Origin of the sequence: Micromonospora sp. NPDC047730, from assembly GCF_043204765.1 — a bacterium.
Taxonomy (GTDB): Bacteria; Actinomycetota; Actinomycetes; order Mycobacteriales; family Micromonosporaceae; genus Micromonospora.
The window spans coordinates 124,686-150,052 of sequence record NZ_JBIDCU010000003.1; the positions used below are offsets into that span (position 1 = coordinate 124,686).

The 25,367-nt window shown below is 73.7% G+C and carries 16 protein-coding genes and 1 pseudogene; 6 read left to right on the forward strand and 11 right to left on the reverse strand.

The window, feature by feature from the left end; all coding sequences use genetic code 11:
- Positions 1–8 precede the first annotated feature (8 nt).
- The 8 genes from ACGF5G_RS09915 to ACGF5G_RS09950 all read right to left on the reverse strand — a co-directional run bounded on the left by ACGF5G_RS09915 (position 9) and on the right by ACGF5G_RS09950 (position 10,606).
- Positions 9–1,490, reverse strand: a complete 1,482-nt coding sequence (locus ACGF5G_RS09915) for a sugar transferase (protein WP_393260918.1) — start codon at positions 1,488–1,490, stop codon at positions 9–11.
- A 215-nt stretch (positions 1,491–1,705) separates the two neighbouring features.
- The gene (locus tag ACGF5G_RS09920; protein WP_393260921.1) at positions 1,706–3,466 is read right to left on the reverse strand and encodes a substrate-binding domain-containing protein; all 1,761 of its coding nucleotides are present in this window, start codon (positions 3,464–3,466) and stop codon (positions 1,706–1,708) included.
- A 132-nt stretch (positions 3,467–3,598) separates the two neighbouring features.
- A complete protein-coding gene (locus ACGF5G_RS09925) occupies positions 3,599–4,636 on the reverse strand; it encodes a lactonase family protein (RefSeq protein ID WP_393260924.1) in 1,038 nt (345 codons plus the stop codon).
- Positions 4,637–4,759: 123 nt separating this feature from the next.
- The gene (locus ACGF5G_RS09930) at positions 4,760–5,362 is read right to left on the reverse strand and encodes an ATP/GTP-binding protein (RefSeq protein WP_350708658.1); all 603 of its coding nucleotides are present in this window, start codon (positions 5,360–5,362) and stop codon (positions 4,760–4,762) included.
- The gene (locus ACGF5G_RS09935; protein WP_393260926.1) at positions 5,343–5,732 is read right to left on the reverse strand and encodes a DUF742 domain-containing protein; all 390 of its coding nucleotides are present in this window, start codon (positions 5,730–5,732) and stop codon (positions 5,343–5,345) included. Before ACGF5G_RS09935 ends, ACGF5G_RS09930 begins: the two co-directional genes overlap by 20 nt.
- Positions 5,722–6,144 carry a roadblock/LC7 domain-containing protein gene (locus tag ACGF5G_RS09940; RefSeq protein ID WP_393260927.1) on the reverse strand — a complete coding sequence of 141 codons (423 nt, stop codon included), beginning with the start codon at positions 6,142–6,144 and terminating at the stop codon, positions 5,722–5,724. The genes ACGF5G_RS09935 and ACGF5G_RS09940 overlap by 11 nt, the downstream gene beginning before the upstream one ends.
- A complete protein-coding gene (locus ACGF5G_RS09945; RefSeq protein ID WP_393260928.1) occupies positions 6,144–8,885 on the reverse strand; it encodes a nitrate- and nitrite sensing domain-containing protein in 2,742 nt (913 codons plus the stop codon). The genes ACGF5G_RS09940 and ACGF5G_RS09945 overlap by 1 nt, the downstream gene beginning before the upstream one ends.
- 230 nt (positions 8,886–9,115) lie before the next feature.
- A complete protein-coding gene (locus tag ACGF5G_RS09950) occupies positions 9,116–10,606 on the reverse strand; it encodes a catalase (protein ID WP_393260930.1) in 1,491 nt (496 codons plus the stop codon).
- 266 nt (positions 10,607–10,872) lie between these two features.
- Between ACGF5G_RS09950 and ACGF5G_RS09955 the strand changes: the two genes are divergently transcribed.
- From ACGF5G_RS09955 to ACGF5G_RS09965, 3 genes are all read left to right on the forward strand, one after another.
- On the forward strand, positions 10,873–11,466 hold the full coding sequence (locus ACGF5G_RS09955; RefSeq protein ID WP_393260932.1) for a hypothetical protein: 594 nt from the start codon (positions 10,873–10,875) through the stop codon (positions 11,464–11,466).
- 10 nt (positions 11,467–11,476) lie between these two features.
- A complete protein-coding gene (locus ACGF5G_RS09960; protein ID WP_393260935.1) occupies positions 11,477–12,526 on the forward strand; it encodes a hypothetical protein in 1,050 nt (349 codons plus the stop codon).
- Positions 12,527–12,831: 305 nt separating this feature from the next.
- The gene (locus ACGF5G_RS09965) at positions 12,832–13,215 is read left to right on the forward strand and encodes a hypothetical protein (protein ID WP_393260937.1); all 384 of its coding nucleotides are present in this window, start codon (positions 12,832–12,834) and stop codon (positions 13,213–13,215) included.
- A 478-nt stretch (positions 13,216–13,693) separates the two neighbouring features.
- On the opposite strand, the pseudogene ACGF5G_RS09970 reads toward ACGF5G_RS09965, so the two are convergent.
- A pseudogene (locus ACGF5G_RS09970) lies at positions 13,694–13,759 on the reverse strand (hypothetical protein); the annotation flags it as partial.
- 433 nt (positions 13,760–14,192) lie between these two features.
- Between ACGF5G_RS09970 and ACGF5G_RS09975 the strand changes: the two are divergent.
- Positions 14,193–15,299 (forward strand): hypothetical protein, encoded by a 1,107-nt coding sequence (locus tag ACGF5G_RS09975; RefSeq protein WP_393260939.1) that lies wholly within the window; start codon positions 14,193–14,195, stop codon positions 15,297–15,299.
- A 1-nt stretch (position 15,300) separates the two neighbouring features.
- Positions 15,301–15,981, forward strand: coding sequence for a class F sortase (locus ACGF5G_RS09980; protein ID WP_393260940.1), 681 nt, complete (start codon positions 15,301–15,303; stop codon positions 15,979–15,981).
- Between the two features lie 178 nt (positions 15,982–16,159).
- Here the strand turns inward: ACGF5G_RS09980 and ACGF5G_RS09985 are convergent, their stop codons facing one another.
- Positions 16,160–21,211, reverse strand: coding sequence for an NAD-glutamate dehydrogenase (locus ACGF5G_RS09985; RefSeq protein ID WP_393260943.1), 5,052 nt, complete (start codon positions 21,209–21,211; stop codon positions 16,160–16,162).
- Between the two features lie 286 nt (positions 21,212–21,497).
- Here ACGF5G_RS09985 and ACGF5G_RS09990 point away from each other — a divergent pair, with 286 nt between their 5' ends.
- Complete coding sequence (locus tag ACGF5G_RS09990; protein WP_393260946.1) at positions 21,498–23,462, forward strand: penicillin-binding transpeptidase domain-containing protein; 1,965 nt, start codon at positions 21,498–21,500, stop codon at positions 23,460–23,462.
- 450 nt (positions 23,463–23,912) lie between these two features.
- On the opposite strand, the gene ACGF5G_RS09995 is transcribed toward ACGF5G_RS09990, so the two are convergent.
- A complete protein-coding gene (locus ACGF5G_RS09995; protein ID WP_393260949.1) occupies positions 23,913–25,364 on the reverse strand; it encodes an arginase family protein in 1,452 nt (483 codons plus the stop codon).
- Positions 25,365–25,367 lie beyond the last annotated feature (3 nt).

Sequence of the window (25,367 nt, forward strand, 5' to 3'; positions counted from 1 at the left end):
GGGGCGGGTCAGTACGCCCCGCGACTGTTGACCACGGCACCGAAGGTCTTCCAGAGGATCGTCAGGTCGGCCGCGAGCGACCAGTTCTCCACGTAGTAGAGGTCGAGCCGGATGCCGTCCTCCCAGCTGAGGTCGGACCGGCCGCTGACCTGCCAGAGCCCCGTCATACCGGGCTTGACCAGCAGCCGGCGGGCCACGTCCCCGTCGTAGCGGGCCACCTCGGAGGGCAGCGGCGGGCGGGGGCCGACCAGGCTCATCTGCCCGAACAGGACGTTGACCAGTTGCGGCAGCTCGTCCAGCGACCACTTGCGCAGCAGCCGGCCGATCCGGGTCACCCGCGGGTCGTCGCGCATCTTGAACATCAGGCCGTCGGTCTCGTTGCGGGAGGCCAGCTCCGCCAGCAGGGCGTCGGCGTTCACCACCATGGTGCGGAACTTGTAGACGCCGAACTCCCGGCCGCCCTGCCCGACGCGGGTCTGGCGGAACAGCACCGGCCCCCGGCTGTCGAGCTTGATCGCCAGCGCGATGACGGCCAGCAGCGGCAGCAGCAGCGTCAGGGCCAGTGAGGAGGCCGCCCGGTCGACGAAGCCCTTGACCAGCTTGCGGGCGCCGCGGAACTCGGGCGCCTCGACGTGGATCAGCGGCAGGCCGGCGACCGGCCGGGTGTGGATGCGCGGGCCGGCGACGTCGGTCAGCGCGGGCGCCACCACCAGGTCGACGCCGGTGCCCTCCAGTTGCCAGCCCAGCCGCCGCAGCCGGGTGGCGGTCAGCTCGCCGGAGGCGGTCACCGCGACCGTGTCCGCGCCGATGGCGGTGGCGGCCTCGGGGATGCCCCGGAACGAGCCGACCACCGGCACGTCGCCCAGCCGCTGGGCGACCGGGGCGAGCAGCGCGTCGGGGATGCACGCGCCGACCACCTGGTAGCCCGCGTACGGCTCGCGGCGCAGGGTGTGCACCAGCTCCAGCACGTGCGCGGTGTCGCCGACCACCAGCACCTTGCGCGACCAGCCCGCACCCCGGGACCGCGCCCGGTGCAGCCGCTTGCGCGCGGCGAACCGGGCCACCTCCAGACCGACGGCGCCGACCGCGAACGAGATGCCCAGGAAGCCCCGGGAGACGCCGACGTCGGCGATGTAGCCGACGATCGCGATGCCACCGGCGAGGCGCAGGCTGGCGGCGCTGACCCGGCGGTACTCGTCCGCGCCGTACCCGAGGACCCGGTCGTCGTAGCAGCGCAGCACCCGGAGCGAGATCAACCAGGCGACGACGAGCCCGGGAGCCACCACGACGTACGGGACCTTCGATCCGCCCGGGGTGTCGCCGCCGAAGCGGGCCACGTACCCGATGAGCACGGCGATGGTCAGGATGGTGGTGTCCAGCACCACCAGGGAGCGGACGTAGGCGCGCTCGTCGGCGCGGGCCGCCTGCCCGGACCACGGCTGGTCGGGCGACGCCGCTCGGGCGGGGGTCAACAGCGTCGCCGAGGTCACCGGCCCTCCCCACTTCGCATGCCGACGGCCCCGGTCGTCGACCGGCCCCGTCGCGGGCCGGCCGCGGAGCACTACGACATCCTGCCTCGACAAACAGGGTGGCCGATTGCTTCCGACGTATTGCCGTCACTTTTCCCGACGGACCCGGTGGCGGGAAAGGGCCCGCGGTACCGGATCCAACGGTACGACGGGCCCTGCGCGCCCTGCTTCGTCACTCAGGCCGGGGCCTTGCGCAGCGCGACCGCCCGGAGGAAGATTTCGCCGATCTTGGTCGGGTCCTCGGTGACGAAGGCGCCGCCGCCGGTCACGTCGGTGATCGACTTCAGCTCGGCCTTGCTGACGTCGCCGCCGATACCGATGATCACGACCTGCACCGGCCGCTCCGGGTCCTTGATCTTGTTGAGTTCGGCCAGCAACTGCTGCTGGGTGATGCCGTCGGAGTCCTCGTTCTTGCCGTCGGTGAACAGCACGATCGAGTTGACCCGGCCCGGCTCCCAGTTGTCCTGCACCTTCTGGTAGGCCGCCAGCATGGTGTCGTAGAGGCCAGTGCTGCCGTTGGAGGACCGGATCGAGCCGAGCGCCTGCTCCAGCTTGCCGCGCTGCCGCGACAGCGGCCCGATGGCGACCAACTCCTGGTGGTCGCGGGAGCCGACCAACTCGGTGGAGAACGTCCAGAGGCCGATGGACCAGGAGTCGTCGAAGAGGTTCAGCCCGCGCCGGGCCGCCTCCGCGGTGACCTGCTGCCGCGTCGCGTTGCCGGCGTTGGCCACCTTCTCCTTCATGGAGCCGGAGACGTCGATGACAGCGAGCATCCGGCCGGACTGGGTGGCGATCGACCAGCTGGAGAGCGCCCGGTCCATGTTCTGCGGATCGGGCCCGCCGGTCGCCGCGGTGCCGCCGGTCGCCGGCGGGGCCGACGCGCCGCCGGCCGGGCTGGGTGCGCCCTGCGGGGCGTCGAAGCCCGCGCCCCAGTTGCCGTCCGGCGCCCGCAGCGCCTGGGCCGCCAGCCTGTCGCGGAAGTCGGCGGTGGTGAGCACCTCGTAGAGTTCCCGCGCCGCCGACGCCTTGGCCGGCTCGATGCCGGGCAGCACCGCGTACGGGTAGTCCAGCGGCGCGGGCGCCGGCTCCAGGTAGAGCGCGGCCAGCGGCACCGGCGGCTTCTTGCTGTTGTACTGGATCACGTCCTCTTCGGACAACGCCGCCGCGCCGAGGCTGCTGGCGACCGTCGTCGCGTCCGACGCGGTGGGGAACCGGGCGAGCAGGTCCGGCCGCAGCGCCGAGCGGTCGGTGGCCAGCGCCCGCAGCGCGGCGACCTTGTCCTTCTCGGCGTCCGGGCCGCCGGTGGCGCTGGCGGCGGCGGTCAGCGAGAGCAGGCCGGACAGCCCCGCCGCGTCGCGGGTCGGCTCGACGATGCCGGTACGCAGCGGCTTGTCGCTCTGGACCTGCTGGAGGAGCTGGCTCCAGCTGAACTTCTTCTGCGGCCAGCCCAGCCGCGAGGCGATCGGCACCGGCATCGCCACGACCACCGGGCTGCGGGCGATGGACGCGCCGTTGCCGGGGTCGAAGGCGGTGGCGCCGCCGGTCTTGAGCCGCAGCAGCCAGGTGGAGGAGTCGGGCACCCAGACGTCCGGGCTGACCGCCGTGCCACTGGCCTGCCCGACGCCGGCCAGCGTGACACCGTGCTTGGCGGCGACCGTCGCGGCCACGTCGACCGGGTCGGAGGCCGAGACCTTCACCGCGATGCAGGTCCCGCCGACCGCGGCCCCGTCCTCGACCCACCGCGCGGCCGCCGCGTCGACGGCGGGGGCGAGCTCGTCGGCGACGGCGACGGACAGCTCGATCCTGCCGGAGCAGTCCGGTTGCGCAAGCTGCCGGTAGCCGAACCAGCCGCCGGCCGTCACGGCGAGCACGCCGACGGCAACGGCGGCGGTAGCTGCGTGAACGTTGGAACGCATGCGATGGCGGCCTGCTGACACGCTGACCATACTGCGTACCCGCCTCGGTGGCTGCCACAACCGTTCGGACGAAAGTTACGCAGGATATACACTCGACCACCAAATTGTCGACGACGAGTGACCGCCTCGCCTCGCCGCGTTGATCTGGCCTGGTCAGGGCAGGACGCAGGTGGGGCTGGGCACCGCCACCGGTTCCCCGACCGGGGCCGGCACACCGGTGGCCGAGTCCACCCGGAAGACCCGGACCATGTCGGCCCGCTCGTCGGCCACGTAGAGGTGCTCCCCCGCCCGGGCGAAGTGCCGCGGCCACTCCCCGCCCGTGTCCACCTCGGCGACCAGCTCCGGCAGCTCTCCGGCCAGGGCGAAGACCGCGATCGTGCCCACCCCGCGGTTGGCCACGTAGAGGAAGCGGCCGTCCGGGCCGACCGCGATCTCCGACGGCTGGACGTGCCCGGGCCGGTCGCTGGCGTCGACCCGGCCCCGCTGGTGCAGCGCACCCTCGGCGGTCAACTCGTACGCGGTCACCGAGGCGTCCAGCTCCCCCGCCACCCAGCACCGCCGGCCGTCCGGGTGCCGGGCCAGGTGCCGGGGGCCGGAGCCGGCGGCCGCCCGCACCCGGGGCGCCCGGGGCACCAGCCGACCGGAGGCGGCGTCCAGGTCGTAGCGGTAGATCGAGTCGGTGCCGAGGTCGACCGCGAGCAGCGGGCCCCGGCCCGGGTCGGGGTTGACCATGTGGGCGTGGGCGCCGGCCTGGCGCTCCGGGTCCGGCCCGTGCCCCTCGTGCCGCACCAGGTCACTGCGCTCGCCGGGCACCCCGTCGGGGCCGAGCGGGAACACCGCCACGCTGCCGCCGCCGTAGTTGGCCACGACGAGGTGGCCGCCGTCCGGGACGACCGCCAGGTGGCAGGGCTCCGCGCCCCCGGTGGACCGGGTGCCGAGCGGGGTTAGGTCGCCGTCGGCGGCCACCCGGAAGGCGCTGACCTCGCCGTCGGGCAGCTCGTTGACCGCGTACAGCACCGGCAGCCGCGGGTGCCGGGCGAGGAAGGAGGGCGCCGGGGTGACCGCGACGGTGCCGAGCGGGGACAGCTCGCCGGAGCCCGGGTCCCGCCGCGCCGCGACGATGCCGGTGCCCCGGCCCCCGCCGGGTGCCGTGTAGCCGCCGATGTGGACGACCTCGCCCTGTTCCGTCACCGGTTCCACCCTCCGCCGATTCCTCCGTCGATCCAACCAGAGGCTTCCCCCTGTGCCGGCTCCTTGCCCCCGAAAGCCGCGCCGAATCGCGGCCGGTCGACGGGACCGGCCGCGCCGGCGGGCTCAGGCCGCCGGCACCGGCTCGCCGCGCTGCCGGGCCACGTGCTCGACGAGGGCGATCAGCACCTCCTTGCCGGACTGTCGGTCCCGCGCGTCGCAGAGCACCAGCGGCACGTCGGGGTCGAGGTCCAGCGCCTGGCGTACGGTCTCCAGGCTGAACCGTCGGGCGCCGTCGAAACAGTTCACCCCCACCACGAACGGGATGCCCCGCTGCTCGAAGTAGTCGATCGACGGGAAGCAGTCCGCCAGGCGACGGGTGTCGGCGAGCACCACCGCGCCGAGCGCCCCGAAGGCCAGCTCGTCCCAGAGGAACCAGAAGCGGTCCTGGCCCGGGGTGCCGAACAGGTAGACCTGGAGGTCGTCGTTGATCGTGATCCGGCCGAAGTCCATCGCCACCGTCGTGGTCGACTTCGCCTCGACGCCGGAGAGGTCGTCGGTGTCGACCCCGGCCCCGGTCAGGATCTCCTCGGTCTGCAACGGCCGGACCTCGCTGAGCGCGCTCACCAGCGTCGTCTTGCCGGCGCCGAAGCCCCCGGCGATGAGGATCTTCAGCGCGAGCGGGATCCGGGGAGCGGAACCAGCCTCGTCACAGCGCACGGAGTCCACTGACCACCGCCTTGAGGATGTCGTCGTCGGGCAGGTAGGCGGTGGCCGTCGGCTGGTGCACCGCGACCAGTCCCCGGGCCAGCAGGTCGCCGAGCAGGACGCGGACCACGCCCACCGCGAGGTCCAGCTCGGCCGCCAACTCGGCGACGGGCACCGGCCGGGCGGCCAGCGACACCAGGCGCCGGTGCTCGGGGTGCAGCTCCGGGTGGGCGACCGGGTCGGCGGCCGGCTCGGCCAGCACGTACGCGACCAGGTCGAAGCCGTCCGCGGACGACCGGACCCGCCCGCCGGTGAGGGTGTAGGGCCGCACGACGGGGCCGGCGTCGTCGTCGAGCCACTCGTGCTGCGGCCCGGGGGACTCAGCCCGCATCGGCAGCCCCCGCCGCCGACCGGGCCGGGGCGCTCAGGTACTCCCCCACCCGGGTGACCAGCATCGCCATCTCGTACGCCACCAGGCCGATGTCCGCGTCCGCGTCGCTGACCACCGCCAGGCAGGCCCCCTGCCCGGCGGCGGTGACGAAGAGGTACGCCGACTCCATCTCCACCACGGTCTGCCGGACCGCCCCGCCGGCCACCTGCCGGCTCGCGCCCCGGGCCAGGCTCGAGAAGCCGGACGCCAGCGCGCACAGGTGCTCGGCGTCGGCGCGGTCCAGGTTGGTGGAGGAGCCGAGCAGCAGCCCGTCGGCCGACAGCGCCACCGCCTGGCGGGCGGGCGGCACCCGTTCCACCAGGTCGTCGAGCAACCAGTCGAGATCGGCGCTCTGCCTCGTCGGATGCAGCATCAGGCGTCCCTCTCAGTCGCGGTCACGGGGTCCGGTTCCGCCGGCGGCTCGGCCGGCGTCGGGGTCGGGGTCGGTATCGAGGTCGGGGTCGGTATCGAGGTCGGGGTCGGGGTCGGGGTCGGCTCTGCGGCCTGCTCCGGTGTGTCGCCACCGGCCGCCGGGGCGCCGGCGGCCACGGCCGCGTCAGCCGTCGCGCCGCCAGCCGCGGCACGGCCACGGGCGGCGGCCACGGCCGCGTCGGCCGTCGCGCCGCCGGCCGATGCGCGGCCACGGGCGGTGCCCGCCTGCAGGGCGGACATGGCGCGCCGCGCCTCCTCCGGAGTACGCGGGGCCGGGCTCTCGATCACCGGTGGCCGCGGCGTCGGGCCGTCGACGACCGGGTGCCGGGCCGCCGCGGGGTGCCCGACCGCCGGGCCGCCCCCGGGAGCGTCCGGCGTCGACCGCCGCTGCCGGACGGCCGGCCCGTGGCGCCGCACCCGACGCGGCAGCCCGTCGATCTCCCCGGCGCTCTCGGCGGGGCCGGGGCCTCCGGGCACCCGGCCGGCGACGGCTGGGCCTCGGGTGGCGGAGGCGGGCCGGTCCGGGCCGGCGGAGGCCGGGCCCCCGACGCCGGACGGGGCCGGGCCGGCGGCGCGACCGGGCTGGTCCGGCGCGGCGGGGGCTGCGGCGGGCGCGGCTGCGGCGGGCGGGGCTGCGGCGGGCGGGGCTGCGGAAGGCGGCGTCGCGCCGGGTTCGGCGGCTCGGGCGGTACGGGGCCGGGGCAGCGTGCTCAGCCGGCTCGCCCGGGCCATCCGCCGTTCCTCCGGCGTCGCCCCGGACTGGCGCTCCGGCGGGGCGACGCCCTCGGGCAGCAGGGGCGGCTCGTCGGTGACCAGGTCGGCGGGGATGAGCACGACGGCGGTCAAGCCGCCTCCGTCGGACGGGCGCAGCCGCACCCGGACGCCGTGCCGGGCGGCGAGCCGGGCCACGACGAAGTGGCCGAGCCGGGCCGTCTCGGCGGGCTCGAAGTCGGGGGACCGGGCCAGCCGCCGGTTCGCGTCCTCCAGCGCGGCGGCGGTCATGCCCAGGCCGCGGTCGGTGACCTCGACGGCGTAGCCGTTGGCCACGTGCTGTCCGGAGACCTCCACCCGACTGTGCGGCGGGGAGAACGCCGCGGCGTTCTCGATCAGCTCGGCGAGCAGGTGGATCACGTCGCCGACGGCCCGCCCCAGCGCGCCACCGGGCTGCACCGCGGCGATGTCGACGCGGTCGTACGACTCCACCTCGGAGATGGCGCCCCGGATCAGGTCGACCATCGCGACCGGGTTGCGCCAGCCCCGCCCGGGGGCGGCGCCGGCCAGGATGACCAGGTCCTCCGCGTGCCGCCGCAGCCGGGTGGCGAGGTGGTCGACGCGGAACAGCTCGGCCAGCTCGTCCGGGTCCTCGGTGTGCCGCTCCATCCGGTCGAGCAGGGCGAGCTGCCGGTGCACCAGCCCCTGGCTGCGGCGGGCGATGTTGAGGAAGACCTCGTTGAGCCCCCGGCGCAGGGTGACCTCGTCGACGGCCGAGCGGACCGCCGTCCGCTGCACCTCGGTGAAGGCCCGCGCCACCTGGCCGATCTCGTCGCCGCCGTACTCCAGCGCGGGCGCCTCCCGGGCGACGTCGACCTGCTCGCCCCGGCGCAGGCGGGCCACCACGTCGGGCAGCCGGCGTTCGGCCATGTCCAGCGCGGCCGTGCGTACGCCGGTGAGCCGCTGCGCGAGGGAACGACCGACCCGCAGCGCCACCAGGACCGAGACCACGACGGCGGCCAGGCCGAGCACCCCGGCGGCGGCGAGCCGGACGAGGATGCCGACGGCCGTCGGCACCGACCGGTCGGCGAGCCCGTCGGCCTGGGCCAGCTCGAACTCCCGCAGCGCCTGCTGCACGGCCTCGTAGCTGGCCTGCCACTGCGCCGGGTCCACCGCCGGCCGGGTCGGCGACCGGGCGTCGACCAGGGCGTCCTGCATCGTCCGCAGCCGGCCGAAGACCTCCCCCTCGGTCAGCCGCTGGAACGCGGCGCGCTCCGCATCGGGCAGGTCCGCGACCGCCGCCTCGGCGAGGAACCGCTGGTTGGCGATGGTCTGCACGACCTGGGTGTGCTCGCCCTCGGCGAACCGGCCGGCGGTGAACGCCCCGGCCAGCAGGGCGTCGGTCTGGCCGAGCAGCTCCCGGCTGCGGCCGAGCGCGGTGACGGCGAGCGCCTGACGGTTCAGGTCCCGGTCGGGCAGGTTCGCCATGGCCGAGAACGCCTGGAAGGCCGAGGAGATCATCCCGCTGTAGAGCCCGACCGCGCCGGCCCGGTCGACCTCGCGCCGGTCGATGAACCCCCGCCCGGCGGGCAGCGCGTCCAGCGCGGTGACGAGGTGGTCGAGCCGCGTGTCGAGGTGGTCGCCGGCGGCGTCGCGCAGTTCCTCACCGCCGACCCGGCGGCGCAGCTCGGCGACCGCGCGGTCGGTCCGCTGGCGCTGCTCGGCGAGCCCGGGCGCGACCTCCCCGCCGGCCAGGTGCACCACCGAGAGCCGGCGCTCCCGTTGCAGCTCGGCCACCACCGTCTCGCCGGGGCGGCCGAGGTCGTAGAGAAGGGTCCGGGCGGCGAGCAGGTCGAGGGCCGGCCCGAAGGTCAGCGTCGTGGCGAAGATCCAGAGCGCCAGCAGCGCGGTCACCGGGACGACGACCAGCGCGGTCAGCTTGGAGCGGATCGGCCAGTCGCGGGATTTCAATCAGACCTCGCCCGGAAGGTGTGGCTGCGGGGGCGCCGGCGCCGGCCGGGCAGCGTCCGGGTCGGACGGTCGCGGCTCACGGTGCCGGCCCGTCCGGCGGACGCCTTGGGCAGGATACGTAAATCCCGCCCGATGCACTACCGTCCGTCGCGTCGGGCCTACCGGACGGACGTCCACAGCGGACGAACGCCCCGCCGGGGGCCGGCGGGGCGTTCGGTGGGTGGTGCGGATCAGGCGCCGACGGAGATGCCGAGACCCTCGGCGACCCGACGGCCGTAGTCCTCGTCGCACTGGCTGAAGTGCCAGACCATCTTCTCCTGGATGTGCTTGTCGCACTGTGCCAGCAGGGTGGTCAGGTTGAGGATCAGGTCGTCGCGCTCCCAGTCGGCCATCTCACGGTAGCGGCGGCCCGCCTGGGAGTAGTTGTTCTGCCGCTCGATCGGGGCCTTCATGACCTGGCCGGAGACGAACGGGCGGTACTCCCGGTAGGACTCGTCGGCCTCGCGGAGCCCGGCGACCGAGGACGGCTCGAAGTTGATGTGCGGGTTGCCGCCCCGGTTGTCCACCCCGTACGACATCTGGCCGCCGCCCTGGTTGGTGCTGACGACCACGTCCTCGCGCGGCCGGTTGACCGGCAGCTGGAGGTAGTTCGGCCCGACCCGGTAACGCTGGGTGTCCGAGTAGGAGAACGTGCGCCCGACCAGCATCTTGTCGTCGGAGAAGTCGATCCCGTCGACCAGCACGCCGGTGCCGAAGGCGATCTGCTCGTTCTCGTTGTGGTGGTCGGTGATGTTGCGGTTGAGCGTCATCATGCCGACCGGCAGGTAGGGGAAGTCCTCCTCCGGCCAGATCTTGGTGTCGTCGAGCGGGTCGAAGTCCAGCTCCGTGTGCTCGTCGTCGCTCATGACCTGGACGTTGAGTTCCCACCTCGGGTACTCGCCGCGCTCGATCGCCTCGTAGAAGTCCTTGGACGCGTGGCCCAGGTCGGTGGCCTGGATGGCGTCCGCCTCGGCCTGGGTGAGGTTGTGCTCGCCCTGCTGCGACAGCCAGTGGAACTTGACCAGCACGCCCTCGCCCCCGGCGTTGACCAGCCGGTAGGTGTTCACCCCGGACCCGCGCATGGTCCGGTAGTTCTTCGGGATGCCGTACGGGGAGAACAGCCAGGTCAGCATGTGCATCGACTCGGGCGTGTTCGACATGAAGTCGAAGATCCGGTTCGGCTCCTGGCGGAAGGTCACCGGGTCCGGCTTCAGCGAGTGGATCACGTCGGGGAACTTGATCGCGTCGCGGATGAAGAAGACCTGGAGGTTGTTGCCCACCATGTCCCAGTTGCCGTCGTCGGTGCGGAACTTCACCGCGAAGCCGCGCGGGTCGCGGGCCGCCTCGGAGGAGTCTCGGCCGCCGATGACGGTGGAGAAGCGGATGGTGACCGGGGTCTTCTTGCCCCTGGTCTGGAACAGCTTGGCCCGGGTGTACGTCGACGCCGGCTGGTCGCCGATCGTCCCGTACGCCTCGAACTCGCCGTGCGCGACGAAGCCGCGCGCGTGCACCACCCGCTCCGGGATGCGCTCCCGGTCGAAGTGGCTGATCTTCTCGAGGAAGTGGTAGTTCTCCAGCGTCGCCGGGCCACGCGAACCGACCGTCCGCTGCTGCTGGTTGTTGTGCACGGGGTGACCCTGACGGGTGGTGAGGATCGGCTTGCTGGCCTGCGGGTCGCTCATGGCACTCCTCCTGATCGGTGTGGTCGCCCCCGGGGCTGCGTGACCCGCAGCCCGGCGGCCCGGAGGCGTTCGACGTCGGTCTCGACCGGCATCACCCCACCCAAGCCCCTTTTCTGGAATGAGTCAAGTTTTTGGGGGCGATCACGCTGTGCGACTCGTCATGCCGGCACGGGGAATGCCGCCCGGTCGGGTTCGTCAGGAAAGTGCCGCGGAACGGGATTGGCGATCACGGAGCGGAGGGAATACCACTGACCGAAGGAGGAGCCATGTCGCCCACGCAGGTAATCGTCATAGTTCTCGTCGTGCTGGTGGTCGCGGCGCTGGCCGTGGCCGCCCGGTCGTACGCCCGCCGTCGGGCGCTGCGGTCGCGGTTCGGTCCCGAGTACGACCGCGCCGTCGCCGAACGGGACAGCCGTACCGCAGCCGAGCGGGAGCTGCGCGAGCGGGAGCGCCGCCACGCCGGGCTCACGCTCACCCCCCTCGCCCCCGAGTCCCGCGCCCGGTACGCCGCCGCCTGGGAGGAGATCCAGGTCCGCTTCGTGGACTCCCCGGCCGAGACCGTGGGCGACGCGGACGAACTGGTCACCCGGCTCATCGCCGAACGGGGCTACCCGACCGGCGACTTCTCCGACCAGATCGCCCACCTCTCGGTGGAACACGCCCGCACGCTGGGCCACTACCGCGACGCCCACGAGATCCACCTGCGCAACTCGCGCGGCGAGGCCAGCACCGAGGAGCTCCGCCAGGCCGTCGTCCACTACCGCGCCCTCTTCGCCGACCTGCTCGGCCAGGAGCCGGTCGGGCACCGGCCGCCCGAGCAGCGCAGTCCGGACAGCCAGCACGACGTCACGAGCCGCTGAGGAGACCGCGATGCGACAGGAAGAGCAGCGGGTGGGCAACGAGCACCCCGAGGCCGTCCGCTCCACACCGGTGCCGGTGCCGCCACCCGGCGACCAGGCCGGCCGCGCCGAGGTGCCCGAGGACGCCCTCGACGACCGGGGCACGTTCGACGACCCGGCCGTCGCCGGCGAGCGCGCTCCGCGCCGCGGGACGGCCGACGACGAGCGGTCCGGCGATCGGGACGCCGACGCGACACGGTCCCGCGACCGGGGCGCCGGCGCGGCGCGCTCCGGCGGCCGGGACGCCGACGGCGGTCGGCCGGAGTTCCACGAGCCGGGTCCGCTGCCGACGGCCTTCGGCGCCACCACCGTCGGCGACGCGGTGGCCGCGTCCGCCCTGGCCAGCCCCCGCCCCGAGGACGAGGTCGACCCGCGTACGGAGTCGACCGCGCGGCCGGGCGACGGGGCCGTGGACGGCGCCCGGGAGGGGCGCCGGGCCGACCCGACCGCCGAGTTCCGCGGTGCCGATGAGCGTGGCGAGGGCCGACCCGACGAGCGCGGCGGGTCACGGGGCGGCACGACCGTGCTGCCGCCGGACGCCGCCGACGGTGGCCCCGAGCGCCGGACCGACCTGTCCGGCTGGACGGGCGACGCGGAGACCGCCGCGGCCGGCGGGCCCGGGTACGGCAGCGCCACCCCCGCCATGGTCGACCCCGACGCCGAGCACGCGTCGGCCGGGCGCACGGGTGCCGCCGCCGGCTCGCTGGAGTCGGCCGGGACGTCCCGGCCGGCGGGATCGACCGTCGCCGCCGAGCCGGCCACGCTCTTCGACCCCACGGCGGCGCAGGGTTTCCGGGACCGCTGGCGGGACGTCCAGCTGCGGTTCGTGGACGACCCCCGCGCGGCGGCCGGGGAGGCGCAGTCGCTGGTCGACGAGGCGATCCAGGCGCTCGCCTCGGCGCTGTCCGCGCAGAAGAACAAGCTGGGCGGCTGGCAGGACGCCGGCTCGGCCGACACCGAGCAGTTGCGGATGGCGGTCCGCCACTACCGCGACTTCCTCGACCGCGTGCTCGGCCGCTGACCGCTCCCACGGGCGCCCCCGGTCGGACCGGCCCGGGGGCGCCCCGGCGGTGCGCCCGTGCCGGCCGCCCCGCGCCGATCGCGTGCCCAGAAGGCGCAGGGTGTCCGGATCAACCTCTCGGCCGGCCTCGGCATGCCTGTGTTCGGCGTGTCGGTGCTGCTGCGGCAGTGGCGCAACCCGGCCGAGCGGGCCGGAGACCCCCGACGAGACGCGCTGAACCGCCCGGCCCGCATCCGGGCATGGGCGTCGCCACGCGGGGTACGCCGGGAGGATCAGGAACCACCTGCCGGCAGGAGGGCAGCCACATGACGGATCGTGACCGTGACCGACCGCTGGAGGAGAGCCCCGAGGTGGCCGCGGCGGTCGAGGACGACACCGGCATCCCCCAGCTGATGACCGGCGGCGGCGCCGACCGGGACACTCCGTCGTTCGCGGAGCCCGGTGACCAGCCACGGGGCGGCGCGCCGACCGACCAGCTGATCGGTGACCCGTACGCCGCCGGCACCGGGGCCACCGGCACCGGCACGGGGGCGGCGCCGGACAACATCCGCACCGGCGCGGAGCAGCCCTGGGAGCCGGAGGACCTGGTGGCGGCCCGGGGCCAGGACCTGACGCCGGAGAACATCGAGCGGGCCCGCCGGGACCTGGCCGAGCTGGGCCGGGCGGCGATCGAGAGGACGGTCCCCTGACCTCCGTACGTGATGCCCCCGGCTCGACCATCGAGCGGTCGGGCCGGGGAACCCCGCCGGAGCGCCTCACCCACTGCCAGCGGCGGGTGGGCGCCGGTGTCAGGAGAGCGGCGGTACGCGTCCCGCAGGAGCCGCGTGAACTGCGCGGGGAACCAGTCCCCCGAGATCGGGGAGTCCGGCAGGGCCCGGACTCGTTGCACCAGGCCAGCATGCCGATGTCGGCGTCCAAGCCCACCTGGACCAGCTCGTAACGCCTGGGCGAACGACAGCTCGTCGATGCCCTGACTCCAGTCGATGCCCTGACTAGCGCACGGTCCGGCCGTTCACCGTGTCGGCGACCCGACGTACGGCTCCCGCAGGGCCGAGTGGTTGGCCGATGAAGCCGCACCTTGCCCACGGTGCTGCCACAGGCGACCGCGGCGCTCTTCGGCATGTCGGCGGTCGGGCCGATGTTGCTGTCCCAGCCGATCCAGCCGTGCTGGGCGGCGTCGATGTGGTTGTGGGCGTTGCCGATCGCAGCCAGCTTCGCCAGGGCGTACCCGATGCCGTTTGACGTAGGCGCCGTTGGCCTTGACCGTGTCGCTCATGGCGGTGCCGCCGGGATGGCCGGAGGTGCCGGTCACCAGATTCGGCGGCGGGTCGATCTCGATGATGTCGACGATTCGCGGGCCGGTGCACTTCGCGTCGCCCTGTGGTCCCGGACGCCCGTCGCGCCGTTGGAGCTGCTGTCCGCGGTCCCGTTGATGGCGGCGATCCGGTCGAGCCACACGGCGGTCCGCTTGTTCGACACCCGGTTGCCGCCCCGGGGCGAGAAAGCCGCATAGCACTCGAAACCGGGCATACCACGCCTGTCGTCCGCATGCCCAACATAGGTTAAAACACGAATCTTTCCCTGCATAACTCATGAAACGGTCTAACGTCGTTCGTAGCTCGGTTGCCACCGAGCCGAGGACAACAGGGATGGAGTGACGCAGGTCATGGCAAACAAGATGCTCGGGAAGGTCGTTGCGGGCGCTGCCCTCGGTGGTGCCTCCCTGCTCGTGTTCACGCCGGGTATCGCGTTCGCGGACGGCCACCACGACGAGGGCAAGGTCTACGCCAAGCCCCACGTCGTCAAGGCGGGCGAAACGGTCAAGCTGCTCGAGGTCTGCTCGGAGCGCCAGGAGCACGCCTACGTGTGGTCCAAGGTCACGGGCAAGGTCAAGCTCAAGCCGGCCGAGGACCGCGACGACTGGCGCGGGGAGGAGGGTTCCGGCGACCACGACAAGGGCAAGGACCACGAGGGCAAGGAGCACGACAAGGGCAAGGAGCACGACAAGGGCAAGGAGCACGACAAGGGCAAGGAGCACGACAAGGGCAAGGAGCACGAAGGCAAGGAGCACGACAAGGGCAAGGAGCACGACAAGGGCAAGGACCACGAAGGCAAGGACGAGACCGCCAAGCCGCAGCCGTCGAACAGCTACGGCCAGGGCGGCGGCGCCGCCGACGAGGGCGACTGGAAGGGCTACGAGCACGGCCAGGACGCCGAGGGTGGCCGCGAGGGCGAGGACCGCAAGGGCGAGGACCGCAAGGGCGAGGACCGCAAGGACCACGACAAGTACGGCTCGGACGAGCGGGGCGACAGCGGCCGCGAGGGCGAGGACCGCAAGGACCACGACAAGTACGGCGAGGACAGCTGGGGCTCGGACCGTGGCGACAGCGGCCGCGAGGAGGACCGCAAGGACCACGAGGGATACGGCTCGGACGAGGGCGACTGGAAGAAGGACCACGAGAAGAAGGACTGGTCCGACGAGGAGTCCCGGAAGGACGACAAGGACCGCTGGGAGCACAAGCGTGACTTCGTCTACTACGGCGAGGCCGAGGTCTCCGAGGACGCCAAGCCGGGCCGCTACGAGCTCAAGGGCTCGTGCGGCGAGGGTGAACTCGTCGTCCTGCCGCGCGGCGGGGTCGACGGCGGCGACGGCGGTGCCGGCGCCGGGACCGACCGGGGCCTGGCCGCCGGTGGGGCCAGCCTGCTCGGCGCGGCCACCCTGGGCGGCCTGGTGCTGATGCGTCGGCGTCGGACCGATGAGTCGCTGGTCTGACATGACGGCGAGACGGGCCGGCGGCCGTCACGGGAAACCGTGGCGCGCCGCCGGCGCGGCCGCCATCGTCCTGCTCGCCATGGTGGGCACCGGCATGATCGGCGCGTCGGTCATGACCGCCCCCGCCCCCCGCCCGCCGCAGCCCCTGGCGCAGGCCGGACCGGCCACCTCCGGGCCGGGGCGCGACGGCGCGGACCCGGACGTCGCCGGGGCCGCCACGGGGCTGACCCGTTCCGCCCCCACCACGATCAGCATCCCCCGGATCGGGGTCGACGCCTCGATCATGTCGCTCGGCACCAACCCGGACGGCACCGTCCAGGTGCCCCCGCTGGAGCAGGCGCAGCGCGCCGGCTGGTACGAGCCGGGGCCCAGCCCGGGGGAGGTCGGCAACGCGGTCATCGTCGGGCACGTCGACTCGGCGAAGATCGGGCCGGCGGTCTTCTTCTCCCTCGGCGCCCTGCAACCCGGTGACACGATCATCGTCACCCGCGAGGACGGGCAACGGGTCACGTTCACGGTCGAGTCGGTGAAGGCGTACCCGAAGACCGAGTTCCCGACGGAGCAGGTCTACGGCCCCAACGACCGGCCCGGCCTGCGGGTGGTCACCTGCGGCGGCGTCTTCGACGAGGCGGCGCGCAGCTACCCGGACAACGTGGTCGTCTTCGCCTCCATGACCGCCTGATCCAGGGCCCCGCGGCCGGCGGGCGCACGGTCCCGGCCGGGCGGTGGCGGCGGCATCCGCCACGTCGTGGCCGGCCGGTCCCGCGGCACGGCAGCGAAACGGGGCACACCCTGGAAGACGACGACGCGGTCCGGCCGGTCGGGGAACCGACCGGCCGGACCGCGTGGCGTGTCCGGCGTCAGGCGGCGGCGGAGGTCCGCACCAGGGTGCGGATCTGGCGCAGCAGCACCGACAGGGCGGCGAGGTCCGCCCGGGACTCGTCGAACTCCCCCATCGCCCGCTCGGCCCGGTGGATCGACGTGGCGTTCGACTGCTCCCATTCCTGCACCCGCTCCTGCGGCGGCAGGGTGCCGGGGGTGGAGTCGAGCACCTCGGCGGTCAGCGCGGCCAGCGCGGCGTACAGGTCGTAACGCAGCGCCATCCGGGCGAGCGTCTGCCAGCGGTCCTCCCGCGGCAGCAGGGAGATCTTCGACAGCAGCGAGTCGACCCGGAAGCGGTCGGAGAGCACGAAGTAGACCGAGGCCACCTCGCCGACGTCGCGCCCGCTGCTCGCCGCCGTCTCCACCACGTCGAGCAGGCCGAAGCTGTACATCAGCCGGGTCGTCTGCTCGGCCAGGTCGCGCGGCAGCCCTCGCTCGGTCAGCGAGTCGATGTGGGCCGCCAGCGACTCCCGCTCGCTGCCGTAGAAGCGCTCCTCGAGGTCGGGCAGGAGCCGGGCCACGCCGTCGCGCAACCGGGCGATCTCCGCCGGCACGTCGATCGGCGAGCGGCGGTTGGTCACCAGCCACCGCACCGCCCGGTCCAGCAGCCGCCGGGTGTCCAGGTAGACGCTCGTCTGCAGCTCCGGGTCGACCTTGTTGTCCAGGGCCTCCACGGCGTCCCACAGCTCGCGCAGCCCGAACACCTCGCGGACCACCACGTACGCCCGGATCACGTCCGCCGCCGAGGCGGCCGTCTCCTCGACCACCCGGAAGACGAACGTGATGCCACCCCGGTTGATCGCCTCGTTGACCAGGACGGTGGTCACGATGTCCCGGCGCAGCCGGTGCTGGCCCATCCGGTCGGCGAACCGCTCGCGCATCGGCGTCGGGAAGTAGTTGACCAGGACGTCGGTCGTCCACTCCTCGTCCGCGAGCCCCTCGGCGAGGATCTCGGTCTCCAGGACGATCTTGACGTACGCCAGCAGCACCGCGAACTCCGGCGCGGTCAGCCCGGACTCGGTCCGCACCGCCAGCTCGTCGTCCGGCGGCAGCGCCTCCAGGGACCGGTCCAGCGCCCCGGAACGCTCCAGCTCGGTGATCATCCGCCGGTGCACCGGCAGCAGCGAGGCGGCCTGCGCCTGCGCGTTGTTGATCGCCCGGGCCTGGTCGTAGTTGTCCCGCAGCACCAGCTCGGCGACCTCGTCGGTCATGTCGGCGAGCAGCTCGTCCCGCTCGGGGAGGGTCAGCGCGCCGTCGGCGACCGCCGTGTTCAGCAGGATCTTGATGTTCACCTCGTGGTCGGAGCAGTCCACCCCGGCCGCGTTGTCGATGAAGTCCGTGTAGATCCGGCCGCCGGTCTGGGCGTACTCGATTCGGCCGAGCTGGGTCCAGCCCAGGTTGCCGCCCTCGCCGGCCACCCGGCAGCGCAGGTTCCGGCCGTCCACCCGGATCGCGTCGTTGGACTTGTCGCCCACCTCCGCGTTGGTCTGGCTGGAGGCCTTCACGTACGTGCCGATGCCGCCGTTCCAGAACAGGTCGACCGGCGCGGTCAGGATCGCCTTCATCAGCTCCTGCGGCGAGAGCTGCTCCACCTCGGCGTCCAGGCCGAGCCGCTCGCGGACCTGCGGCGAGATCGGCACCGACTTGGCGGTACGCGGGTACACGCCGCCGCCGGCCGAGATCAGCTCCCGGTTGTAGTCCTCCCACGACGAGCGGGGCAGCTCGAACAACCGCTTCCGCTCGGCGTACGAGGTGGCGGCGTTCGGATCCGGGTCGAGGAAGATGTGCCGGTGGTCGAACGCGGCCACCAGCCGGATGTGCTCCGACAACAGCATCCCGTTGCCGAACACGTCGCCGGACATGTCGCCCACGCCCACGACGGTGAAGTCCTGGGTCTGGGTGTCGTGGCCCATCTCGCGGAAGTGCCGCTTCACCGACTCCCAGGCGCCCCGGGCGGTGATGCCCATCTTCTTGTGGTCGTACCCGGCGGAGCCGCCGGAGGCGAACGCGTCGCCGAGCCAGAAGTTGTGCGCCGTGGAGATCTCGTTGGCGATGTCCGAGAACGTCGCCGTGCCCTTGTCCGCCGCGACCACCATGTACGGGTCGTCGCCGTCGTGCCGGACCACGTCCTCCGGCGGCACGATCTCGCCGCTGACGATGTTGTCCGCGACGTCCAGCAGCGCCGAGATGAACTCCTTGTAGCAGACGACCGCCTCGTCGCGGTCCCCCGGCTTCTGCTTGAGCACGAAGCCGCCCTTCGCGCCGACCGGCACGATCACGGCGTTCTTCACCATCTGCGCCTTGACCAGGCCGAGCACCTCGGTGCGGAAGTCCTCCCGGCGGTCGGACCAGCGCAGCCCGCCCCGGGCCACCGGCCCGAACCGCAGGTGCACGCCCTCGAAGCGCGGCGAGTACACGAAGACCTCGAACTTCGGCCGGGGCGCCGGCAGGTCCGGGATCGCCTGCGGGTCCAGCTTGAACGCCACGTACGACTTCGGCCGCCCGTCCTCGCGCTTCTGGTAGAAGCTCGTCCGCAGGGTGGCCTGGATCAGCGTCAGGTAGGCCCGCAGGATCCGGTCCTGGTCGAGGCTGACGACGTCGTCCAGCGCGCCCCGGATCTCCGCGACCAGCTTCTCGCTGCGCCGCTCCCGCTCCTCGTGACCCGTCGCGCCCGGCGCGAACCGGACCTCGAAGAGCTCCACCAGCAGCGCGACGATCCTCGGGTACGCGATGAAGGTCGACTCCATGTACTCCTGCGAGAAGACCGCGCCGGTCTGGCGCAGGTACTTCGCGTACGCCCGCAGCACCACCACCTGCCGCCAGGTGAGGCCGCTACGCAGCACCAGCTCGTTGAAGCCGTCGACCTCGGCCTCGCCCCGCCACGCCGCCGCGAAGGCGTTCTCCACGTGCGGGCGCACCTCGGCCAGCTCCTGGTGCCCCTCCGGCAGCCGCAGCCCGAAGTCGTAGAGGTAGACGCGGCCGTCGATCCGGTCCACCTCGTACGGGTGCTCGTCGACCACCCGGACGCCGAGGGAGTGCAGCACCGGCAGCACGGCGGAGAGCATCATCGGCTCGCCGTACCGGTAGACCTTGAAGCGGACGTCCATCGCCTCGTCGACGTCCGGGCCCCGCCCGCCGGCCCGCGGCGCGGCCTGCTTGCGGAACAGGTGCATCTCCAGCTGGCCGGGCTCCTCCAGCAGCTCCAGCTTGGCCAGGTCCTTCATCGCCTCGTACGGCGTGTGGCCGTCCTTGTAGCCCTCCGGGAAGGCGTCGGCGTACCGGCTGAACAGGTGCTTGGCCTGCTCGTCGCCGAGCTTGCGCTCCAACACCAGCCGGTAGTCGTCGTCCCACAGCCGGGTGGCGTCGGCCAGCTCCTCGGCGAGCAGGTCGGCGTCGATGTCGCTCGGGGGCTTGGTCGGGTCGGTCCGGACGGTGAAGTGCACCCGGGCGAGCATCGACTCGGTGACCCGGGTCGTGTAGTCGACCCCGACGCCGTGCAGCTCGCGGAGCAGGATGTCCTGCATGCGCAGCCGGTTCTGCGTCGTGAACCGGTCCCGGGGCAGGTAGATCAGGCAGGAGATGAACCGCCCGTACGCGTCCCGGCGCAGGAACACCCGCAGCTGCCGGCGACCGGCCATCCGCAGCACGCCGATCACCGCGTGGTAGAGGTCGTCGGTCTTGATCTGGAACAGCTCGTCGCGCGGGTAGGTCTCCAGGATCTGCAGCAGGTCCTTGCCGGAGTGGCTGCGCTGGCTCAGGCCGGAGCGGTCCAGCACCTCGGCCACCTTGCGGCGGACCACCGGCAGCTCGCGCACGCTGGTGCGGTACGCGGCCGTGGAGAACAGGCCCAGGAAGCGCCGCTCGCCGACCACCTCGCCGGCCTCGTTGAAGATCTTGAAGCCGATGTAGTCGAGGTAGGCGGAGCGGTGCACGGTCGCCCGCGAGTTCGCCTTGGTGATGATCAGCAGGCGCTTCTCGGTGACCTTGTCGTGCGCCTCCGGCGTCATCGACGACAGCGGCCGGGCCTCCGGGGAGTCCTGGCGCAGGATGCCCAGCCCGGTGCCGAGCACGGCCTCCAGCGCCTGCCCCCCGTCGCCGGCGTCGGCCAGGCGGTACTCCCGGTAGCCGAGGAACGTGAAATGGTCGTGGGCGAGCCAGCGGAGCAACTCCACCGAGTCGGTGATGTCCTTCTCCGGCACCGGCGGCCGGTTGTCCGACGTGCGTGCGGTGGCCAGCTCGTCGGCGAGGGCGAGCGCCCGCTGGCGCATCTTCGGCCAGTCCTCGACCGCCTCCCGCACGTCGGTCAGCACGCGCTGGAGCTCGCGGCGCAGCTTCTCCCGTTCGGCGGCGTCCCGGACCGGGTCGATCTCGACGTGCATCCAGCTCTCGACCAGGTCGCCGGCGATCGCGTCGTCGGGCTCGACGTCGGCGGAGACCTCGATCAGCCGGCCCAGCGGCTCGCGCCGCACCACCACCAGCGGGTGCACCAGCAGGTGCACGTCCAGGTGGCGCGCGTTGAGCAGGGCGGTCACCGAGTCGACCAGGAAGGGCATGTCGTCGGTCACGATCTCGATGACCGTGTGGTGCTGGTCGGCGTCGGGCTCGTGGATGCGGAGCTTCAACTCGCCCGGCACCCGCTGCTGGGCCAGGTCCCGGTGCGCGCGCGCCGCGTCGAGCATCTCCTCGGCGGTGAAGCCGATCAGCTCCTCGTCCGGCGCGAACCGCCAGAAGCGGCTGACCAGGGTCGCCACGTCGTGGTCGTCGCCGGCGAGCGCCACGGCCTGGGCCACCAGGCGCTCCGCGTTGGGTACCGGCTCGTCGAGCTCGTTGTCCTCCACGTCGTCGGCCAGCGCGTCAGCGGGCAGGCCCAGGTCGTAGATGGTGTCGATACTCGTACCGGTCATCCCGGTCACCCCTGTGTCGGGCCGGTCGAAGCCGTCCCCGTCGGTTGCCGAATCGAAGCTGTCGTCCCGGCTGGTGTCATCCTGCCGGAGGTCGGGTCCCGGTTTGATCGCCGGACGCCGGTCCATCGGTGCCACTCCCCTCGACCCACCGCGTTGTGGGTCACTCTGCCGCCAAGCCTAGGCCTGCCGTTCCGCGCCTTCGTCGGCGGACCACGGTGCGGACGTCCGGTTCCGGACTCTGTCCTTTCACCCGTTGCGGATACGAGGTTGGCCGGTCGGGGGTTACCCCGCCACCGGTTGTTCATCACCCCGTCGCAGGCCCGTCTTTGCGCACGTCGCAGCCGCCTCGGGACGATACGGACGGCGCGGCCGTACTAGCGTGACGGCAGTTCCGAGATCGGAGGACTGCTCCATGCACCCCTCGTACCCCAGCCGTCACCCTCGCAACCGGCTCCGCCCGTCGCTCGCGCTGCTCGCCGTGACCGCGCTCGCGGCCGGCGCGCTCACCGCCTGCTCGGACAACGACGGGCCGGAGCGCAGCGTCGACGCGTTCCTGGCCGGCTGGCGTTCCGGCGACCTCCAGGCCGTCGGGTTCGTGGACCCGGCGGGCGCGAAGGTGCCGGCCGCCAACGTGTCCCGCGAGATCAAGGAGCTCTCCGGCGAGCTGGCGGCCACGCCGCCGGCGCTGACCCGCCAGGGCGACGCGAAGATCACCGCGGACGTCGCGACGGCGGTGGTCACAGTCGAGTGGAGCCTCCCGGGTCAGACCCGCTGGGCGTACGACCGGCAGGTGCGGCTCAGCCGCGGCGGCGACGACGAGTGGCGGGTGATCTGGGAGCCGCAGCTGGTGCAGGAGCAGCTCAGCCGGGGCGACCGGCTCGGGCTGCGTCGGGACTCCGGCCCCCGGGCCGCGGTGCTCGACGCCGCCGGCCAGCCGATCGTGGCGCCCCGGCCCGTGGTGCGGGTGGGGCTGCAACCGAGCGAGGTCACCGACGTGGCGGGCCTGACCCGGAAGCTGGACGCGGCCTTCCGGGCGATCCGGCCGGCGATCACCCCGCCGGTGGACCTCTCCGGCCTGCCCAAGCGGCTCGCCGACGCCGACCCGGGCGCGTTCGTCGAGGTGGTCACCCTGCGGGAGGAGGCGTACCGGCAGATCAAGGCCCGCATCTACGACCTGCCGGGCACCAAGTTCCGCAGCGACAAGCTCGACCTCGCGCCCACCCGCGAGTTCGCCCGGGCGGTGCTCGGCTCGGTCGACCCGGCCCAGGCCGACGACCTCGCGAAGCACCCCGACCGGTACGCGGCCGGCGACCTGGTCGGCCACGGCGGCCTCCAGGGCCGCTACGACGAACGGCTGCGCGGCGCGCCCGGGCTGACCGTGATCACCGAGCGCCCCGGCCCGGACGGCACGCTGGTCCCCACCGGCACCGAGGTGTTCCGCCGCGAGCCGCAGCCGGGGCAGCCGCTGAAGACCACGCTCGACGTGGCCACCCAGAACGCGGCCGACGCCGCCCTGCGCGCCGAGAAGCGCCGGGCGGCGCTGGTGGCGGTGCGGATCAGCGACGGTGCCGTGCTCGCCGCCGCCAACGGTCCCGGCGCGGCCGGGGAAAACCTGGCCTTCACCGCCCAGGTCCCGCCGGGCTCCACCTTCAAGATGGTCAGCGCGCTCGGCCTGCTCGACCTCGGCGCGGTTACGCCGGACGCGACGGTGGCCTGCCCGAAGACGTTCACGGTGGACGGCCGGCCGTTCAAGAACTCCGACAACTTCGAGCTGGGGGCGGTGCCGTTCCGCACCGACTTCGCCAAGTCCTGCAACACGGCGTTCGCGGCGCTGGCGCCGAAGCTCGGCCCCGACGGGCTGGCCGTCGCCGGCCGGTCGCTCGGGCTGGAGGGGCAGTGGGACGTCGGCCTCGACGCCTTCACGGGCAAGGTCTCCGCGAACGGCGGCGCGACCGAGCAGGCCGCCGCCGCGATCGGACAGGGCACCACGGTCGTCAGCCCGCTGGCCATGGCGTCCGCCACCGCGGCGGTCGCCCGGGGCCGCTTCGAACAGCCGAAACTGGTGCTGGACCCGGCGCCGGCGCAGCCCGCCGCCCCCGGCCCCCAGCTCAAGCCGGAGTCGGTCGAGGCCGTCAAGGCGATGATGCGCGAGGTGGTGACCGCCGGCTCCGGCCCCGCGCTGAAGGACGTGCCGGGCGCGCCGGTGCACGGCAAGACCGGCACCGCCGAGTACGACAACAACCCGGCGCACACGCACGCCTGGTTCGTCGGCTGGCAGGGCGACGTCGCGTTCGCGGTCTTCGTCGAGCAGGGCGGCGCCAGCACGGCCACCGCCGTCCCCGCCGCCGAGCGTTTCCTGCGCGCCCTGGCCCGCTGACGCGCCCCGCGCGCGCCAACCCCACCACGGGTCGCACCCGACCGGGCCGGGTGACGCGGACCGGGCCGGGTGACGCGGACCGCGGCGCCGCCCGCCGGCTCGACGCTGTCGAGCTGCCCCACAGACGGGGCAGCCACGGACACGGTCCGGGACCGGCACCGACCAGCTCCGGCAGGCACCACGGGTGGAACCTCATGGACGTCAAACGTCGACGGTGACAGCCATGAGGTTCCACCGGCACTCCCGAGCCAGCCCGGGCCGGGCGAAGCTGGGCACGCAGACGTGCAGCTCAGCTGCCCAGCACCAGCGCACGCGGCCTGGGCAAGCCGCCGGGTGCCAGAGGCCGACGCCGCCGGGGGCCGGACGCACGACCGGGCCGCCCGGGATCGACCGAGCCGGATGAGTCGGATGAGTCGGACGAACCGGACCTGTCGGAGACCCCGACGGCCGTCAGGCGATGCCGGCGGTGGACGGCGAGGTGCCGTCGTCGGTCGCGGGCGGCGAATCCTCCGGACCCAGGCCCGCGAGCGGCGCCCGGCGCAACAGGCCAGGCCCGGCGGAGGCGGGCGGACCGACCGGTTCCGGCGCGGCCAGGCCGGGACCCAGACCGGGACCGGGACCGGTGCCGTCGGCCACCGGGGCGACCACCCCGACCGCATCGACCGGGCCGACCGCAGCAATCGGGCCGACCGGGCCGAGAAGAGCCGGCGGAGCGTCCTCGACGCGCGCCTCGACGCCGCCGCCCGGGTCACGGTCGTCATCGTCGTCCTCGGGGGCGGGGACGGCGGCAGCAGCGGGAACGGGCGAGGGCATGGTCGGGGGCTCGGGACGGCCGTTGCCCCGCCGGGCCGAGGGTACCGACAAGGCGCGGACCGACGAGTTGCCGGCCGGCGAGGCACCTACCGAGGAGCTGCCGGCCGACGAGGCGCGGACCGTGGGGGCGGTAGCCGCCGACGAGTCCGGCAGCAGCCGGGGCGGCAACGCGCCCGGGGCGGAGACGGGGCGCAGCCCGGCCACCACGGTGTTGACGATCTCGGCCGCGTACGCGCCGTCCGGGTCGTAGTCGGGGTCGAAGACGGTCAGCTCGACGCCGAGGCAGTGCGGGGTGTCGACCAGCCCGGCGAGCAGGATCTCCAGCTCGGCGAAGGCGATGCCACCCGGGTCGGGGGCGTCCACGGCCGGCATCACCGCCGGGTCCAGCACGTCCACGTCGATGTGCACCCAGTAGCCGGCGCAGTCGGCGAGCTGCTCGTGCGCCCACTGGGCGGTACGCGCCGCGCCCTCGGCGCGCAGCGCCGGCACCGGACGGGTGGTGATCCCGGCGGCCTGGAGGTCCAGGCGGTACTCGTCCTGCGCGCGGATGCCGAGCACCACCACGTCGATGTCCCGGAAGTACGGCCGGCGCCCCTCGATGGCGGCCAGGTCGGCCTGCCCTCGCCCGGTGACCAGGGCGAGGTCCTCCCCCGCCGCCGCGCCCACGTAGGAGGCGTTGCCAGGGTGCCGGAAGTCGGAGTGGCCGTCGACGAAGACCAGCCCGATGCGGCCGCCGACCGCCTCGCCGAGCCGGTGCATGGCCAGCGCCGAGCCGAGCAGGACCGAGCAGTCGCCCCCGAGGACCAGCGGGAACTCCCCGCGGTCGATGATGGCGCCGATCCGCTCGGCGAGCGCCGCCGAGTAGTCGGCGATCTCCCGGGCGTGGCAGACCCCGTCGCCGGGTCGCCAGTCGCCGGGGTCGTAGCGGGGCGGGGTGAGGCAGCCGGCGTCCCGGGCCCGCAGCCGGGCGAGCAGCCCCTGGTCGCGCAGCGCGCCCGGGGCCTTGGCGCAGCCCGGCACCGAGGTGGGCGTGGGTGGGCGCAGGCCGAGGTTGCTGGGCGCGTCGAGGACGGCGATCCGGCGCATCATGGG

What these genes read in the sequence shown, in the direction of transcription:
- ACGF5G_RS09935 (WP_393260926.1), bottom strand. Translation starts at nt 5,732, where the DNA reads ATGCGGGCTGAGTCCCCCGGGCCGCAGCACGAGTGGCTCGACGACGAC.
- ACGF5G_RS09940 (WP_393260927.1), bottom strand. Translation starts at nt 6,144, where the DNA reads ATGCTGCATCCGACGAGGCAGAGCGCCGATCTCGACTGGTTGCTCGAC.
- ACGF5G_RS09950 (WP_393260930.1), bottom strand. Translation starts at nt 10,606, where the DNA reads ATGAGCGACCCGCAGGCCAGCAAGCCGATCCTCACCACCCGTCAGGGT.
- ACGF5G_RS09955 (WP_393260932.1), top strand. Translation starts at nt 10,873, where the DNA reads ATGTCGCCCACGCAGGTAATCGTCATAGTTCTCGTCGTGCTGGTGGTC.
- ACGF5G_RS09960 (WP_393260935.1), top strand. Translation starts at nt 11,477, where the DNA reads ATGCGACAGGAAGAGCAGCGGGTGGGCAACGAGCACCCCGAGGCCGTC.
- ACGF5G_RS09965 (WP_393260937.1), top strand. Translation starts at nt 12,832, where the DNA reads ATGACGGATCGTGACCGTGACCGACCGCTGGAGGAGAGCCCCGAGGTG.
- ACGF5G_RS09975 (WP_393260939.1), top strand. Translation starts at nt 14,193, where the DNA reads ATGGCAAACAAGATGCTCGGGAAGGTCGTTGCGGGCGCTGCCCTCGGT.
- ACGF5G_RS09980 (WP_393260940.1), top strand. Translation starts at nt 15,301, where the DNA reads ATGACGGCGAGACGGGCCGGCGGCCGTCACGGGAAACCGTGGCGCGCC.
- ACGF5G_RS09985 (WP_393260943.1), bottom strand. Translation starts at nt 21,211, where the DNA reads ATGGACCGGCGTCCGGCGATCAAACCGGGACCCGACCTCCGGCAGGAT.
- ACGF5G_RS09990 (WP_393260946.1), top strand. Translation starts at nt 21,498, where the DNA reads ATGCACCCCTCGTACCCCAGCCGTCACCCTCGCAACCGGCTCCGCCCG.
- ACGF5G_RS09995 (WP_393260949.1), bottom strand. Translation starts at nt 25,364, where the DNA reads ATGATGCGCCGGATCGCCGTCCTCGACGCGCCCAGCAACCTCGGCCTG.